Annotated in this window: 11 protein-coding genes; 9 read left to right on the plus strand and 2 right to left on the minus strand. The window is 59.0% G+C overall.

Features of this window, described 5'->3' with window-relative positions; translation table 11 throughout:
- Positions 1-5: 5 nt before the first annotated feature.
- Complete coding sequence (locus LAP85_02275; GenBank protein MBZ5495202.1) at positions 6-1,640, minus strand: NAD+ synthase; 1,635 nt, start codon at positions 1,638-1,640, stop codon at positions 6-8.
- Between the two features lie 198 nt (positions 1,641-1,838).
- Positions 1,839-3,254, minus strand: coding sequence for an amidase (locus LAP85_02280; protein ID MBZ5495203.1), 1,416 nt, complete (start codon positions 3,252-3,254; stop codon positions 1,839-1,841).
- 185 nt (positions 3,255-3,439) lie between these two features.
- On the opposite strand from LAP85_02280, the gene LAP85_02285 reads away from it, so the two are divergent.
- The 9 genes from LAP85_02285 (at position 3,440) to LAP85_02325 (ending at position 15,591) form a co-directional block, all read left to right on the plus strand.
- The gene (locus LAP85_02285) at positions 3,440-4,129 is read left to right on the plus strand and encodes a uracil-DNA glycosylase (protein ID MBZ5495204.1); all 690 of its coding nucleotides are present in this window, start codon (positions 3,440-3,442) and stop codon (positions 4,127-4,129) included.
- 219 nt (positions 4,130-4,348) lie between these two features.
- Complete coding sequence (locus LAP85_02290; protein MBZ5495205.1) at positions 4,349-5,494, plus strand: 4-phosphoerythronate dehydrogenase; 1,146 nt, start codon at positions 4,349-4,351, stop codon at positions 5,492-5,494.
- Positions 5,495-5,516: 22 nt separating this feature from the next.
- Positions 5,517-5,696, plus strand: coding sequence for a hypothetical protein (locus LAP85_02295; protein ID MBZ5495206.1), 180 nt, complete (start codon positions 5,517-5,519; stop codon positions 5,694-5,696).
- A gap of 43 nt (positions 5,697-5,739) precedes the next feature.
- The gene (locus LAP85_02300; protein MBZ5495207.1) at positions 5,740-6,123 is read left to right on the plus strand and encodes an EamA family transporter; all 384 of its coding nucleotides are present in this window, start codon (positions 5,740-5,742) and stop codon (positions 6,121-6,123) included.
- A gap of 124 nt (positions 6,124-6,247) precedes the next feature.
- Positions 6,248-7,375 carry a DegT/DnrJ/EryC1/StrS aminotransferase family protein gene (locus LAP85_02305; protein ID MBZ5495208.1) on the plus strand — a complete coding sequence of 376 codons (1,128 nt, stop codon included), beginning with the start codon at positions 6,248-6,250 and terminating at the stop codon, positions 7,373-7,375.
- Between the two features lie 181 nt (positions 7,376-7,556).
- Positions 7,557-8,480, plus strand: a complete 924-nt coding sequence (locus tag LAP85_02310; protein ID MBZ5495209.1) for an NAD-dependent epimerase/dehydratase family protein — start codon at positions 7,557-7,559, stop codon at positions 8,478-8,480.
- On the plus strand, positions 8,477-9,856 hold the full coding sequence (locus LAP85_02315) for an NAD-dependent epimerase/dehydratase family protein (GenBank protein ID MBZ5495210.1): 1,380 nt from the start codon (positions 8,477-8,479) through the stop codon (positions 9,854-9,856). The genes LAP85_02310 and LAP85_02315 overlap by 4 nt, the downstream gene beginning before the upstream one ends.
- A gap of 66 nt (positions 9,857-9,922) precedes the next feature.
- Positions 9,923-12,727, plus strand: coding sequence for a PAS domain S-box protein (locus LAP85_02320; protein MBZ5495211.1), 2,805 nt, complete (start codon positions 9,923-9,925; stop codon positions 12,725-12,727).
- Positions 12,728-12,978: 251 nt separating this feature from the next.
- Complete coding sequence (locus tag LAP85_02325) at positions 12,979-15,591, plus strand: tetratricopeptide repeat protein (protein MBZ5495212.1); 2,613 nt, start codon at positions 12,979-12,981, stop codon at positions 15,589-15,591.
- Positions 15,592-15,600 lie beyond the last annotated feature (9 nt).

Below are 15,600 nucleotides of genomic sequence, written 5' to 3' on the forward strand. Positions count from 1 at the left end.
AATCCTTAATAACCGAGTTTCATCGCGATGGGCATGCGCCGGCCGCTGCCGAAGGCGCGGGAAGAGACCTTCAGGCCGGGTGCAGCTTGCCGACGCTTGTATTCACTATGATAAACCATGCGCGCCACCTCTGCCGCCGTGGAGCGCGCATAGCCGCGTTTCACCACCTCGTCGATGCTCAGCTGCTCCTCGACGAAAAGCCGCAGTATCGCATCTAGAATCTCGTAGGCAGGCAGCGTGTCCTGATCCGTCTGATTGGGGCGCAGCTCTGCAGTCGGCGCACGGCGCAGGGTGTCGGCCGGGATAATCTCCCGGGAGCGGTTAATGTAATCGGCAAGCCGATAGACTTCCGTCTTGGGAACATCGGAAATCACCGCCAGTCCGCCCGCCATATCGCCATACAGGGTGCAATAGCCCACACCCAGCTCCGATTTGTTGCCGGTGCTCAGGACCAGGTGTCCGAATTTGTTCGACAACGCCATCAAGATGTTGCCGCGGATCCGCGCCTGGATGTTCTCCTCCGTGGCATCTTCCGGAAGCCCGGCAAAGGCGTGAGAGAGCACTGAGCGATACTCCTGAAAAACCGACTGAATGGGAATGACCTTAAAGCCTATGCCCAGGTTCTGAGCCAGCGCCTGCGCATCATCGTGGCTTGCCTGGGCGGAGTACACCGACGGCAGGGACACGCCCAGCACATTCTGATGGCCAAGCGCCTCGGCGGCGATGCAGGCCGTGACCGCGGAATCGATGCCGCCGCTCAGCCCGAGGACAGCCGACTTGAAACCGCATTTGCGTGCGTAGTCGCGCGTCCCCATGGCCAGGACCTCAAACAGGTTCTGCATCGGCTCCCCCTCCCGATAGCTCTGATCCAGCCCCAATTCCGGATCGACCAGCAGCAGATCCTCCTGGAAGCTCTTCCCTTGGGCGATCAGGTTTCCCGCGCGCCCGAACACGAGACTGTTGCCGTCGAAGAGCAGATCGTCGTTGCCGCCTACGAGATTTACGTACACCAGGGGGACGCGATACTTCTGGACATGGCCGAGAAGCATGCGATAGCGGACGAGCGGTTTGTACATCTCAAAAGGCGAAGAGGAGATGTTGATGAGCAGGTTGGCGCCCAGATCTACCTGATTGGAGATCGGGTTGGTATGATAGAGGCGCTGAGACCAGAAATCCTGGTCGTTCCATGCGTCTTCACAAATGGAGATTCCGATTGCGCGGCCCTGAAACGGCATCAGCCGCGCTTCACGGGATCTTTCAAAGTACCTGTCTTCATCAAAGACGTCATAGCTGGGCAGAAGCGTCTTGTGTATCACCGCTCGAATTGCGCCCTCACATAAAAAGGCGGCGGCGTTGTACAGCTCTTTGCCCTCCGGCTCCCGATTGCGATCGACAAAACCGACAATGGCGCCCATGCGGCCGGAGTGAACGGCAAGCTCCTGCAGAGCCTGAAGGTTGGATTCCACGAAACCGTGCAGGCTGAGAAGGTCACGCGGCGGATAGCCGGTCAGGCAGAGCTCCGGAAACACCCCGATATCGGCGCCCATGCGCTCTGCCTTGGTCATCGCCTGAAGCACGCCGTCCCGATTGCCGTGGATATCGCCGACGGTGGTATTCATCTGCACCAGCGCAATCTTCATGCCATCACCCGCAGAAAGAATAACTCAGCCTCCGGCCGCAGCCAAACAGCAACCTTGAAATGCATAGAATTCGCGTCCCTGGAGACCGCCCTGGCGCCAGAGGCCAAGCCGCCAAAAATCCGGGCATTCTTGGGGATTGTTCCATGCTGGTTATCCTGGTTGGTCTTGGCAGGGGCGCCCCATATGATTCGTGGTCTTTCATAAGGGATCGGGCGGGAACATCTCATGCCACGATGTCAGCTGCTCGTAGGCATGAGCCGCGCGTAATATCGTCCCTTCCTCCAGATGGCGGCCGATCAGCTGCAGCCCGATCGGCAAATGGTCGGAGGTGAGCCCGCAAGGCACCGACATGGCCGGGAGTCCCGTCAAGTTGCCGGGACGTGTCAGGCGCAGCAGTGCGATGCGCACGTTTTCCTTGGTGCGGCCGACAGCAACCTCGCTTTGCTCTATGCGTGGAGCGGCCACAGGCAAGGTGGGAACAGCCAGCATGTCGACCGACTGCAGAACTCTTTCAAACTCCTTCGTATAGGTACAGCGCAACTCCTGGGCCTGCAAGTATGAAACTGCTGATATTTCCATGCCCTCCTTGAGACGAATCCGCAGGTCGGGTCCATAGTCGGCTGATCGTTTTTGTACCCACTTCCAGTGATAGACCAGGGCCTCCGCGAGGGTAATCACGCCGGCAAGTTTGGCGGTCTCGCCCATCCATTTCAGATCGACTTCACGGACTTCAGCGCCGTTCTGCTCCAGAGTGGCGATGGCAGCGAGCACGTTGCGCCTCACTTCCCTCTGGAGGCGGTCGAAGAAGTACTGCTTGGGCACCCCAATGCGCAGGCCCGCGAGCCCCTTCCTGAGATTCCGCGCGGACGGTTCGTTCTTCCCCAGACCGGCCGGTGCGCACGGATCCGCACCTGCTATGGCGTCGAGCACGAGTGCCGCATCTTCTGCGCAGCGCGAGATGGGTCCGACATGATCCAGGCTGGGAGCCAGAGGAATCACCCCGCCTAGCGGAACCCGGCCGTGCGTCGGCTTGAGTCCGACGCAGCCGCAAGCCGCCGACGGAATCCGGATCGACCCACCGGTGTCGGTTCCCAACGAAGCCAAGGCAAGGCCCGCCGTCACGGCAGCAGCACTTCCGCCACTGGAGCCGCCCGACATCCGATCCGTGGCCCAAGGGTTGTGTACGGCGCCGAAGTGTGGATTGACATTGGTGGCGCCGTAGGCAAACTCATGCAGGTTCGTCTTGCCCAGCAGGATGGCGCCTGCCTCGAACAGGCGATCGACTACATGCGCGTTTTCCGTGGGAACGAAATTGCGCAGAATCCGCGATCCGGCGGAGGTGCGGATGCCGCGTGTGTAAAAGAGATCCTTCAGGCAAATCGGGATGCCGTGAAGAGCGCCGCGATAAGCGCCGCGGACTATTTCCTTCTCGGCTCGTCGCGCCTGGGCCAGAGCCAGATCCGATGTGACCGTGATAAAGGAGTTCAGGCGCGGGTCCAGCCGATCGATCCGGGCGAGCAGGGCGCGCGTCAGTTCGACGGGCGAGAGCTTGCGCCGTCGAATCAGGGGCGCCAGGCGGCGGATTGTAAGGTCGCAATTATTGCCGAAGTCCATCACTCCCTCCTCTGGAAATATCAATCGTTTATTATCAGGCAGGGTAGTCCTTCCCCTCAAGAACTCTCTCGATTTCGAGCTTTGGAATGCAGGTTCCGGGATGCCGGCCTCAGGTCCCGGGAAGAGAAGCGCGAAAATCCGCAATCCAGAATGCTGAATCGTCATGATATGGTGTCGGCATGAATATGGCCCGCAGTTTTCAACGGTTACAGGAAACCATCATAGAGTGTCGCAAGTGTCCGCGGTTGGTCGAATGGAGGGAGCGGGTAGCGCTGGAGAAAGTGCGCCGGTACCGGTCGGAAGAATACTGGGGTCGTCCCGTCCCGGCATTCGGCGAGGCCACGGCCGCGCTTCTTGTCGTGGGGCTGGCGCCGGGAGCGCACGGAGCTAACAGGACAGGACGCATGTTTACGGGCGATCGCAGCGGCGAGTGGTTCTATGAAGCGCTCCATCGATTCGGCTTCGCGAGCCAGCCAGACTCGACCCGGCTCGATGACGGCCTCCGCCTGCATGACTGCGCGGTCACGGCAGCTTTGCGTTGCGCGCCCCCCGCCAACCAGCCCTTGCCCTGTGAACTTGACAATTGCCGGCCCTATCTCCGTCGCGAGCTCCTGTTGCTCACACGCAAGCGCGTCATCATAGTGCTCGGCCAGATCGCCCTGCGCGCCTTTCTGAAGGTATGGCGCGAAAACGGCGGTAAGATCCCCGGTGATCGGATTCCCGGATTCCGACACGCGGGCGAATGGGATCTTCCCGGGGGCGTGACGCTCATTTCCTCGTATCATCCCAGCCAGCAGAACACGCAAACCGGCAGGCTGACCCGCTCGATGTTTCACGACATCTTTCGGCGGGCCCGCCGCCTTCTGGACGGGTAGTTCTTACCTGGCACCTGCGAAATATGCCAAACATGCCAGAGGGAGGCGATCTCCGGCATTCGACCTCAGACCTCCGACCAGCTCCAGAAACTCGGAGGTGTAAGGGCGGAAGCCGGAGATACTCATGATTCGCCTGGCTTGCGACGACCTTTCAAGAAGAGGATTGTTTTTGATTTTGGCCGGGAAAGCCTGCATCATTGAGCGTTTGAACGGAGAGTTATGATCATCGTTGTCGACGAAGCCATACCGTATTGGCAGGCGGCTTTTGCCCGGACCGGAGAGATCAGAGCGGTCTCCGCCAGATCCGTGCGCCCCGCCGACTGCCGCGACGCCGACGCCCTCATCGTGCGTTCGGTAACGCGGGTCGGTTCGCACCTACTCGAAGGAAGCTCGATTCGGTTCGTGGGGACCGCGACGATCGGCGTGGATCACCTCGACCTGGATTATCTGAAGGCTCGCCGCATTCATATCGCCAATGCTCCCGGGAGTAACGCCAATGCGGTGGCGGAATATGTCGTCGCCGCCCTGCTGGTTCTGGCTGAGCGTAAGGGTTGGCGCCTGCCCGGGAAATCGATCGGCATTATCGGCGTCGGCCACATCGGCACTCTGGTCGAAAAGAAGGCATCCGCGCTCGGCTTGAAGACAATGTTGTGTGATCCGCCACTCCGCGAGAGCACCGGAGACACACGCTACGGCTTCTTCGATGACGTGATCCGTGCCGACATTTTGAGCCTGCACGTGCCCCTTACGACCACGGGGCCCTATCCGACCTGGCATATGCTCGATCGAAAGGTATTGCAGCGCCTCTCTCCCCGCCAGACGGTGATCAATACATCGCGCGGCGCAGTCGTCTCCGAGTCGGATCTTCGGCAAACACTTCGTGATCGGCGCATCGAGGGCGCAGTGCTGGATGTATGGGAGGGTGAGCCCCGAATCGATCACGATCTTCTGGATCTGGTGGACCTCGGCTCCCCTCATATCGCAGGCTACAGCCTGGACGGCAAGGTGCGCGCGACCGCAATGGTCCGCGAGGAGCTGTGCCGCTTCTTCGGAATTCAGGAAAGTTGGGATACCCGAAATATATTCCCTCAACCTCAACGGCTGCGTCCTCAGGCCGGAATGGGCAGCCCGGATGCCGTTCGTTCGGTGGTGCTCCAGGCCTATGACATCCTCCGGGACGACATGAGTCTAAGGGCTTTGAAAGGCGTGCCGGGAGACGCAGCGGCAGAACGTTTTGATCGTCTCCGCACCGACAATCCGTTGCGTCGCGAGTTTTCGCACTTCACCGTCGAACTGGTCGAAGGGAAGGGCCTGGCCCAGACCTTCACGGCTCTGGGATTCGAAGTCGCTGCTGGCTTCCAGTAGAGAAAACAGGAGGGTGATTCAGATGCTGAGCTCCGTGCGGCACGTTCCCGAGTGGACATTCCCGGCGCCCCCTGTCGGCGGCTCCATCTTTGCAGTTCTTGACCTGGTCGAGGACAGTGAGATGGGATGCCGGATCTCAGTCTCGGGCAAGAGAATTGCGATCTTGAAGCGGCTCATCTTATGGGCGAACGGTGCGTACTGAACCGGCGATCCGTGACCCTTACCCTATGGGGGGAGAAAAACCAATGATTCGAGTTCTCATTGCAATGACTGTCGCGGCCATGTCGGCGGCCGTGGGGCAGATCCTGGTCAGGCGCGGGATGCAGCAGGTTGGATCCCTCGAGAACTATGCGCCGATGGCTCTGCTCGTGTACTTTGGCCACACGGCGAGCAACTGGTACATCATCCTGGGGACTGCGCTGAACACGGTGTTTTATCTTCTTTTTCTCGCCGCGCTCTCCTGGACTGACGTGACGGTAGTCCTGCCGATGACCGCGATCGAATACGGTTTTGCGGCATTCCTGGCGGCAATCTTCCTGAAGGAGCAGATCTCGCCGGTCCGATGGGCCGGGATCGCACTGGTCATCATCGGTGTGATTTTCATCGCTCGCAGCGGAGGGGAAGCCTAGCGCGAGCCCTTTGCTTTTTTACTCTTTGAGTTTTCGAGCGCTTGAGCCTTGGAGTCGGCTTTGAAAGACTTCACCCTTGAGACTCCAAGACTCGGGGAAACACCGGCATAGAAAGGACTCATAAATGCCCGACCCACAGAATAAAATTCCCGCCGCCAGAATCCAGTTTATGCCCGAAGATCGAGCCTGGATCGCGGAGCGGATTCAGGAAGTGCTCGCCAGCGGGCAGCTCACGCTCGGCCGGTACGGGACCGAGTTCGAGCAGATGTTTGCCGCCTTCTGCGGCGTGCAATACGGCGTGGCCGTCAACAGCGGTACCAGCTCACTTGAGATCATTCTCAGATCTCTCGGTGTCGAGGGAAAGGATGTTCTGGTGCCCACCAACACGTTCTTCGCAACGGCAGCGGCGGTAGTGCACGCCGGCGCCAACCCTGTCCTGGTGGACATGGATCCCGAATCGTTCGCCGTGCGCCCCGAGGATGTGGAGAGGAAGCTGACCCCCAAGACCGCCGCCGTAATCGTGGTGCATATCGGCGGCCTGGTGTCCCGGCGCATGCCGGAATTGGTCGACCTCGCCTCCCGGAAGGGAATTTGGCTCGTTGAGGACGCCGCTCACGCGCACGGGTCATCCCTCTCCGGTACGAGTGCGGGAGCGTTCAGCATCGCCGGTTCATTCAGCTTCTACCCGACCAAAGTAATGACCTGTGCCGAAGGAGGCATGATAGTAACCAATCACCACAAGATCGCCGAGGAAGCCCGTATCTATCGTGACCAGGGAAAGGCCAGTTTTGCCCAGAACGCCCATGTGCGCATGGGTTACAACTGGCGCATGTCGGAGCCTCACGCCATCATCGGGCTCAGGCATCTGGAACGCCTCCCCGCCATGATCGCCGACCGGCAGAAGATTGCCGGCGTCTACGATCAGGCGCTGGCTCGCATGCGCAACCTGAGCACGCCGGTTGTGCCAGCAAAAGGCGTCTGCAACTACTACAAATATATCGCGGTGCTTCGGCACCCATGCGATCGCAAGGAACTGAAAGCTCACCTGCGCGAGCGCTTCGGCGTTTCGCTGGCGGGGGAAGTTTACGAGGTTCCCCTGCACAAGCAGCCTGTGTTTGAAAAATATGCCTCCGGCACATTGCCGGTTGCAGAGGACCTGTGCGCAAGGCACATCTGCCTGCCGATCTTCTCCGGCATGACGGAAGAAGACGCGCGACAGGTAATTCACGCGATCACGGAGGCCATCGGCTGATTCCGATTTTCCCTTGTTCCTTCGGGCATGTTGAGATAAAAACACAGGTCGCCTGCCGGCGGCCCGTGCAAGGGAGATAAAACCGCACTGCAATCTGCTGAGCCGTTGGGATGCAGGGGGGCTTCCAGCACGGTTGCCGGGGCGTCTTGCGGTCCAAGCGCATTGACGAGCGAGGATTTGCATGAGAATCATAGTTACGGGAGGATCGGGTTTCATTGGTTCCCATGTGGTAGATGTCTTGGCAGCGCAGGGCCATGAGGTCTGCATCTATGATTTGGACACACCGCAGCATGGCGCAGCCTGCGAATACGTGCGCGGCGACACAAGGGATTTGGACCGGTTGGTCAAGACCGCTCGGTCCGGTGATATCATTTATCACCTGGCTGCCGAGGCAAATGTGAATCGATTTTTCGAAAGCCCGCTGTTTTCTAATGAAAACACCTCTCATTCGGCCCTGTGTGTACTGGAAGCGGCACGACGCGTCGGGGCCGCCCGGGTACTGCTGGCGTCTACGGAATGGGTTTACGGATCGGCGAGTGCTGAAGGCAACAGTGTGATCACTGAAGATTGCTCGTATGCGCGGGCACCGGATCACCTGTACACCTGCTCCAAAATAGCGGCCGAACTGTTTTGTGTTGGCTACCGGAATCTTTATGGCGTCGACTACACCATCATGAGATACGGAATACCCTTTGGGGAGCGCGCCCGACCTGAAACGGTCACGCCGACGTTCATTCGAAGAATCCTCCGGGACGAAACCATACGTATCCATGGTGACGGCAGCCAGTACCGCCAGTTTATCTATGTCAGGGATCTCGCAGAAGGGAATGCCGCTTGCCTGAGGGAGAGCGCGAGAAACGAGATCTTTAACTTGAACGGGCAAGAGAAGGTGACGGTGCTTCAGGTCGTCAATGCTCTGGAAAGGATCCTGGGCAAAAAAGCGAGCGTGGAGTTCGTGGAGGATCGGAAAGGAAATTTTAAGGGTCGGTTCATTTCATCGGAAAAGGCAAAGCGCATGTTGGCATGGACACCCCGGCACGGATATGAGGAAGCGCTGGCCCGATACGTCGAGCAATATTTGACTGCGGTGAGGCCGCCGTCATGAAACGCGATGTTGCGATCATAACTGGGGATATGAGCATCAAGGAGGCAATCCAGTCGATCGAAAAGAGCCGGTTCGATACGGGTTTCGCGCTCGACGGGCGGGGAAGATATCGAGGGACTATTTCTATCGGCGATCTGCGGCGGCTTCTTATCAGCGGAGTCAATGAGGCTGATGTCATCAACGGTCAGCCGTGCTCGTATAACTATGCCGTGAGGGATACGGATCTCAAGAGCGAGGAGGTGGTCCGGAACACGCTGTCAGACCTGACTCTCCAGGGTATAGAACACATCCCTGTCCTGGGCGCAGACGAAGAGATCGTCGATGTGCTCTCGCTGGAAGACCTGCGTCAGGTATCCACCACATCCCAGGTGCCGGGTTCCGCCAATGGCCGGTTGAGGAGAATCCTGATCGTAGGAGGGGCCGGGTATCTTGGCAGCGTGCTTGCCACAAAGCTTCTGGGACGCGGATACACTGTGAGGATTCTCGACAACTTTTTATACGGCAAGCGGTCGCTCGAGCAGATCCCGCAGTCCGCGGCCCTGGAGATTATCGAGGGAGACCTCAGGAATATACACACCTGCGTGAGCGCTCTGGACAGAGTCCATGCCGTTGTGTTGCTGGCAGCCATTGTCGGCGATCCCGCATCGAAAATACGGCCGAGAGAAACAATCGAAACCAATGTAATTGCGGCCCAGGCGCTGGCGGCAGCCTGCAAGCTACAATGCATTAACCGCTTTCTCTATGCCTCGACTTGCAGTGTCTATGGGTCGGGTAACAGCCTTCTCGACGAGAACGCCGAACTGCGGCCGGTGTCCCTCTATGCCCGCACGAAGATTGCTTCCGAACAGACGATACTCTCCATGGGGGATGGGTACTTCGCGCCGACCATCTTGAGGATGGGCACACTGTACGGCTATTCACCGAGAATGCGTTTCGATCTGGTGGTGAATACCATGACCATGAACGCTTTTTCCGAAGGCAGGATTCGGGTGTTCGGCGGGAAGCAATGGCGACCCCTCCTGAGCGTTCAGGACGCCGCCGAGGCCTATGTGCATTGTATCGAGGCGGATATTGCGAGTGTGGGAAATCAGGTGTTCAACATCGGCTCTGATGAGCAGAACTATCAGATCGAAAATATCGCCCGGGTCATCGCCGGAACCCTCGGCACCGTCGACGTTCAGCATGACGACAAGAGCCTGGATGTAAGAGACTACCGTGTAAGTTTCAAGAAGGTGCATGACGTGCTGGCCTTCCACGCAGCGGACACCGTCGCAGCCGCATCCAGGAAAATTTATTCCAGCCTCGCGAACGGCCTCATTCCGGACCCCTCGCATAGAATCTACTACAATCATTTCTTCGATGTGACGGAAGAATGAGAAAGAACGAATAACGCCGCGAATCTGCCTTGTCGAAGAGAGAGGCGACGGGGTAGTGCGACTGAGATGAAGCGGCATTCATTCTTGGATTTTGAGACGTGCGGAGCTGCTGCGGTAGAGGCTTTGCGGCACAGCGAAAGACGCTACCGCGGCCTCTTCGAAAATTCCCCCGTCGCCATCTGGGAGGAGGATTTTTCGGCCGTCAAAATCCACATTGACGCGCTGCGCGCCAAAGGCGTCGGGGATTTTGAATCCTATTTCAAAGAACACCCGGAAGCCGTGAGGGAATGCGCCCGGCTGGTAAAGATCCTCAATGTCAACCTGTCGGCGCTCCGGCTGTTCGAGGCCGGCAGCAAAGAGGAACTCCTGGGAGGACTGGCGTCCGTGCTTGAGGAGGAGAGCCTCGCCCAGTTCAGAATGCAGTTGATCGCGATCAGCAAGGATGAGCTGCTGCTGGAATCTGAAGTCACCAATCGAACGCTTGCGGGCCGCAAGATCCACGCCGCCCTGCACTGGTCTGTCCAACCCGGATCCGAGAAGACATTCTCCAATGTCATTGTATCCTTCCTGGACATCACGGAGCGCAAGCGGGCCGAGCACGAGCTCAGCCTCCTGGCACACACTCTGCGGAGCATCAGCGAGTGCGTGAGCATCACCGACATGTCCGACATCATTTGCTTCGTCAATGAAGCGTTCCTCAAGACTTACGGGTTTGAGGAGCACGAGTTGATGGGAAAGAGCATCACTCTCGTCCGTTCCCCCGGCAACCCGCCCGAGCTCACACGAGAAATTCTCCCGGCCACACTCCGCGGAGGCTGGCGCGGCGAGATTTTGAACCGTCGCAAAGACGGGAGCGAGTTCCCCATCTATCTCTCCACCTCCATTGTGCGTGATGAGAACCGCAAGCCGATCTATCTTGTGGGCATTGCGCGCGACGTCGCCGAGGACAGGCGCGTGCAGGACGAAATCCACCGTTCTCAGCAGATGCTCCGGCTGATCCTCGACAACATACCGCAACGCGTGTTCTGGAAGGACCGGGACTACCGGTATCTTGGATGCAACAAGGCTTTTGCTTACGACACAGGCCTGTCGCATCCCCGCGAGCTCATCGGCAGAAACGACTTTGATATGTCATGGAGGGAAACCGCCCAGTTGTACCGGGAGGATGACAGGCGGGTAATGGAAACAGATACGCCCAAGCTCCGGTTCGAGGAGCCTCAGCACAAGCCCGACGGAACCGTCCTGTGGCTCCGAACCAGCAAGGTCCCGCTTCACGACCGGGAAGGGAAAGTCATCGGTGTGCTGGGAACCTACGAAGATATTACAGAACAGAAGCAGGCAGAGCAGGCGCTTCGGACATCCGAGGAGAGATACCGGAAATTTTTTGAAGAGGATCTGAGCGGCGTTTATATATCGAGTCCCGAGGGTAGGCTGCTCGCCTGCAACCCGACTTTTTTGCAGATATTCGGCTTTGAGTCGCTGGAGCAGGCCATCAGCACGGACATCGCGACTCTCTATCCGAGTCCCGGTGAATGGGAAGCCGTCATCCAACTCCTGCAGGAGCGCAAAAAGCTCGAGCATCGCGAGTCCGAGTTGCAGCGGAAGGACGGCAAGCCGGTTTATGTGGTAGAAAACATGTTCGGCGTTTTCGACGCTCAGGGAAAGCTTTTGCAGGTCAAAGGCTACATTTTCGACGACACGAGCCGCAAAAAGCTGGAGGAGGAGTTCCGCCAGTCTCAAAAAATAGAAGCCGTGGGCAGGCTCGCGGGCGGCATCGCTCATGATTTCAACAATCTGCTCACCTGCATCAACGGCTATACGGAGCTGCTGCTGTATGACCTCAAGGAGCCCGACCCGAAGCGCAAGTCGGTCGATGAGATCCGATCCGCGGCGCAGAAAGCCACAAAGCTGACCCGGCAACTGCTGGCGTTCAGCCGTCACCAGGTGCTTCAACTGGAGGTTCTCGACCTCAACAAGATCGTCCGGGAGATGGAACAGATGTTGCACCGTCTGATAAGGGAGGATATCCATCTCAACATCGTTATGGCCCCTGCGCTCGGGCACGTGAAGGCGGATCCGGGGCAGATCGAACAGGTCATCATGAATCTGGTGGTGAACGGGCGCGACGCAATGCCGAACGGCGGCAGCCTTTCCATCGAGACGGCGAATGTGGACCTGGATGAGGATTTCGTCCTGGAGCATAACGGCGCCAGACCGGGCCGTCACGTCATGCTCGCCGTGAGCGACGACGGGTGCGGGATCAACGCGGAGGCACGATCCCACATATTCGAACCTTTTTTCACCACGAAGGAGATAGGCAAGGGGACGGGGCTCGGACTCTCCACGGTTTATGGAATCGTGAAACAGAGCGAGGGTTACATCAGCGTCGAAAGCCAGGTAGGGCGCGGGAGCACCTTTGCCGTCTACCTGCCTCGTGCCGAGGGGGAAGCATGCCACTCGAAGAGAAAAGCCGCGACTGCGGCCCACCAGCACGGATCTGAGACCATCCTGCTCGTGGAAGACGAAGAATCCGTGCTCGAGCTCACCGGGCGCCTCCTGCGCATGCACGGATACTGTGTGCTTTCGGCGAGCGATGGAACTTCAGCGCTGCGGATCTGCAGGGAGCACGGCGCCCCCATTCATCTGCTGATCACCGATGTCGTCATGCCGGTACTGGGGGGCTTGAAACTCGCCCAGCAGATCGTGGACATGCGTCCCGATATCAAAGTGCTCTTTATGTCCGGCTATTCCGACGAGGCAATTCTTCACACGGGTTCTCTGAAACCGCACACCGCGTTCCTGCATAAACCTTTCGCTGCCTCTTCGCTGACCGATAAGGTGCGCGAAGTCCTGAACGCCCCGGCCCCCTGACGCCGGCGGCAAATCCGCCGCAGGAATTTGCAGGAGTTCCGCAGGCAGTCCAGGGACGGCCCGCACCTTTACCCGGTCTCCCCAATAGCGGTGCACGCTTGCCATGTCCGCGCTTTTCCCGGTATCTTAAACAGGTGAGCGGCGGCTGCAAAATCCTTATATCAAACCCGATCCCCAGCCATTATAATAACAGCACCTTTTCACGCGTTTTTCGGTCTTAGGCACTGACAGGCGAGCCGGGGGCCTTCGCGATGGCAGGCCAAGCCATTTCTCACTTCCGCATTCTTGAGAAACTGGGGGCAGGCGGGATGGGTGAAGTCTACCTCGCCGAAGACACGCGCCTTCGCAGGCGGGTGGCACTGAAGCGCATGTCGGAATCATTGACGAAATCTCCTGATGCACGCCGGCGCTTCCTGCATGAGGCCCGCGCCGCGGCCCAGCTGAATCATCCCAACATTGCAGCCATCTACGACGTCATCGAGACGGAGGAACAGACACACATCGTGATGGAGTATGTCCAGGGCGAAAGTCTCGCTGCCCGCCTGGTGCACGGGCCAGTCCCTGTCGAGGAGGCCGTCAGGATCGGGATTCAGGTTGCCGATGCCCTGGAGGATGCCCACGCCCACGGAGTGATTCACCGCGACCTGAAACCTGCCAATCTCATCATAACTCCGGAGACCAAGGTCAAGGTGCTCGACTTCGGTCTCGCGAAAACAAGCGCATTTACGGAGGAAGGGAAGCCCGCGGGTGAATCGACTGCGGAAACATCGCTGACAGCCCCCGGCATGATCGTGGGCACGCCTGCCTACATGTCGCCGGAACAGGTGCTTGGGAAGCAGGCTGACGCCCGCAGCGACATTTACGGCCTGGGTGTGGTTCTCTTCGAACTCCTGGCGGGAAGGAAACCCTTTCAGGCATCGGGCTCGATGGGCCTGGCCATGGCAATTCTCACCGAACGCGCACCGGCGGTCGCTGGAATCAACCCGAATGTGCCGGCCAATCTGAGTGCGATCGTCGCGCGCGCTCTGGCGCCGAAGCCCGAGGACCGTTATCAATCGGCCGCTCAACTGCGCGCCGACTTGAGCCGTCTTTTGCCGTTCGGCACGGAACTCGTAACGGCAGAAGAGGCGCGACCCTCAATCCGTCGATGGGTATTTCGGATACCCGGATGGCGCTGGGGCCTGAGCCTGGCTGTCCTCGCGGTGATCGTTGTCGCCCTCTTTTACGGGAACCGGCTGCCGTGGGGCCGGAGAGCTCCTGTCCCACCGGGGGGATCGGCTCATCCCATCATAGCAGTCCTGCCGTTTCTTAACCTGAGCGGCGATCCCGCGGACGAACCCTTGTGCGCGAGCGTTGCCTATGTCTTGAACAGCAATCTGGCGTCTGTGAGCGGTGTGACGATGGTGTCGTACGCGAGTGCACTCCCCTATCGCGAGCGCCAACGCGACCTCAAAAAGATCGCCCGTGAACTTGGCGCCACCTTGCTCGTTGACGGGGGTATGCAGCGCGCCAAAGGTGAAGTCGTCGTGCCGGTCAGCCTGGTGCAGGCCGCTTCCAACACCGTAATCTGGGGCAGGAGTTACAGCGGCACTTCCGACGAAATCCTCGCTATGCACCAGAGGCTGGCAGAAGGACTGATCACCGCCCTGCAGCTGAAACCCACGGCGGCGGAACGGGACCGGGTTCTCAGCTTGCCAACCACAAATCGTGACGCCTTCGCAGACTACTCGCAGGCAAGAAATTATCTGGAACGTATGGACGTCTCGGGCAACCTCGATCGTGCCGTCCAATTGTTCAAGAGCGCCGTCGCCAAGGATCCCAGATTTGCCCTGGCCCATGCCGGTCTGGGAGAGGCTTACCTGGCGAAGTACGATTCAACCCACGATGCGGCCTTTACAGCTTGGGCGCAAGAATCCTCAAACGAGGCGCTGCGTCTCGATCCGGACCGGGCGGAAATACGGTGCACGCTCGCTCATATCCTCCAGCAGACCGGGCGCACGGCTGAAGCCGTTGATGAGTTGAACAAGGCCATAGCGTCTCAACCCGATAGCGATGAAGCGCACAGCCTGCTGGGAAAGGTTTTCCTCAGCCAAGGGAAGGGAAACCAAGCCATTCGGGAGTATCAGATGGCCATCGACATCAGGCCTGAATACTGGAGCAACCACGCCAACCTGGGTTTGGCCTACTATGATCTTGGACGCCTCGAGGAGGCGATTGCGTCGTTTCGGCGGGTCACGGAGCTTCAGCCCGACAATGCGTGGGGATTTCAAATGCTGGGCACGGCATACCACAGATCGGGTGACACGCAGCGCGCCCTCATCAATTATCGGCAGGCAATCCGTCTCGGTCCCAGCGCCAGGGCCTATTCCAACATCGGCATGATCTACTACGATCAGAAAAACTACACCGAAGCCGCCCGCGCTTACGAGCAGGCGGTTCAGATCAGTCCCGCCAATCCGGTTAGCCGGCGCAATCTGGCAGACGTTTATCAGAAGATGGGTGCGACGGATAAGGCGCGCGACTCCTACTCGAAGGCGGTCTCGATTGCCCAAGGAATGCTCAAAGTTAATCCGAAGGACTCTCGCACTCTCGCGCTGCTCGCCCTTTGTGAAGCCAAGCTCGGTTTGCGAGAGCAATCAGGGCGCCATGCGCGCGAGGCCGTCGCTCTGAGCCCCACCGACAGCGAGGTGCTCTACAAAGAGGCGGTGGTACACTCGCTGGCCGGGCAGGAGAGCGAGGCACTGGCCGCGCTCAGGCTGGCATTGGATCACGGATACAGTGCCAGGCTCGCACGAGCGGATGACGACCTGGCGGCGATAAAGAGTTCACCCCGATTTCAGCAGCTTGTATCCAAGAAGAACTAGCCCGCCTCA

This window comes from Terriglobia bacterium (assembly GCA_020072565.1).
Taxonomy (GTDB): Bacteria; Acidobacteriota; UBA6911; order UBA6911; family UBA6911; genus JAFNAG01.

Bases quoted from the DNA above. Each gene is read 5' to 3' on its own strand.
- LAP85_02275 (MBZ5495202.1), bottom strand. From the start codon at position 1,640: ATGAAGATTGCGCTGGTGCAGATGAATACCACCGTCGGCGATATCCAC.
- LAP85_02280 (MBZ5495203.1), bottom strand. From the start codon at position 3,254: ATGGACTTCGGCAATAATTGCGACCTTACAATCCGCCGCCTGGCGCCC.
- LAP85_02285 (MBZ5495204.1), top strand. From the start codon at position 3,440: ATGGCCCGCAGTTTTCAACGGTTACAGGAAACCATCATAGAGTGTCGC.
- LAP85_02290 (MBZ5495205.1), top strand. From the start codon at position 4,349: ATGATCATCGTTGTCGACGAAGCCATACCGTATTGGCAGGCGGCTTTT.
- LAP85_02295 (MBZ5495206.1), top strand. From the start codon at position 5,517: ATGCTGAGCTCCGTGCGGCACGTTCCCGAGTGGACATTCCCGGCGCCC.
- LAP85_02300 (MBZ5495207.1), top strand. From the start codon at position 5,740: ATGATTCGAGTTCTCATTGCAATGACTGTCGCGGCCATGTCGGCGGCC.
- LAP85_02305 (MBZ5495208.1), top strand. From the start codon at position 6,248: ATGCCCGACCCACAGAATAAAATTCCCGCCGCCAGAATCCAGTTTATG.
- LAP85_02310 (MBZ5495209.1), top strand. From the start codon at position 7,557: ATGAGAATCATAGTTACGGGAGGATCGGGTTTCATTGGTTCCCATGTG.
- LAP85_02315 (MBZ5495210.1), top strand. From the start codon at position 8,477: ATGAAACGCGATGTTGCGATCATAACTGGGGATATGAGCATCAAGGAG.
- LAP85_02320 (MBZ5495211.1), top strand. From the start codon at position 9,923: ATGAAGCGGCATTCATTCTTGGATTTTGAGACGTGCGGAGCTGCTGCG.
- LAP85_02325 (MBZ5495212.1), top strand. From the start codon at position 12,979: ATGGCAGGCCAAGCCATTTCTCACTTCCGCATTCTTGAGAAACTGGGG.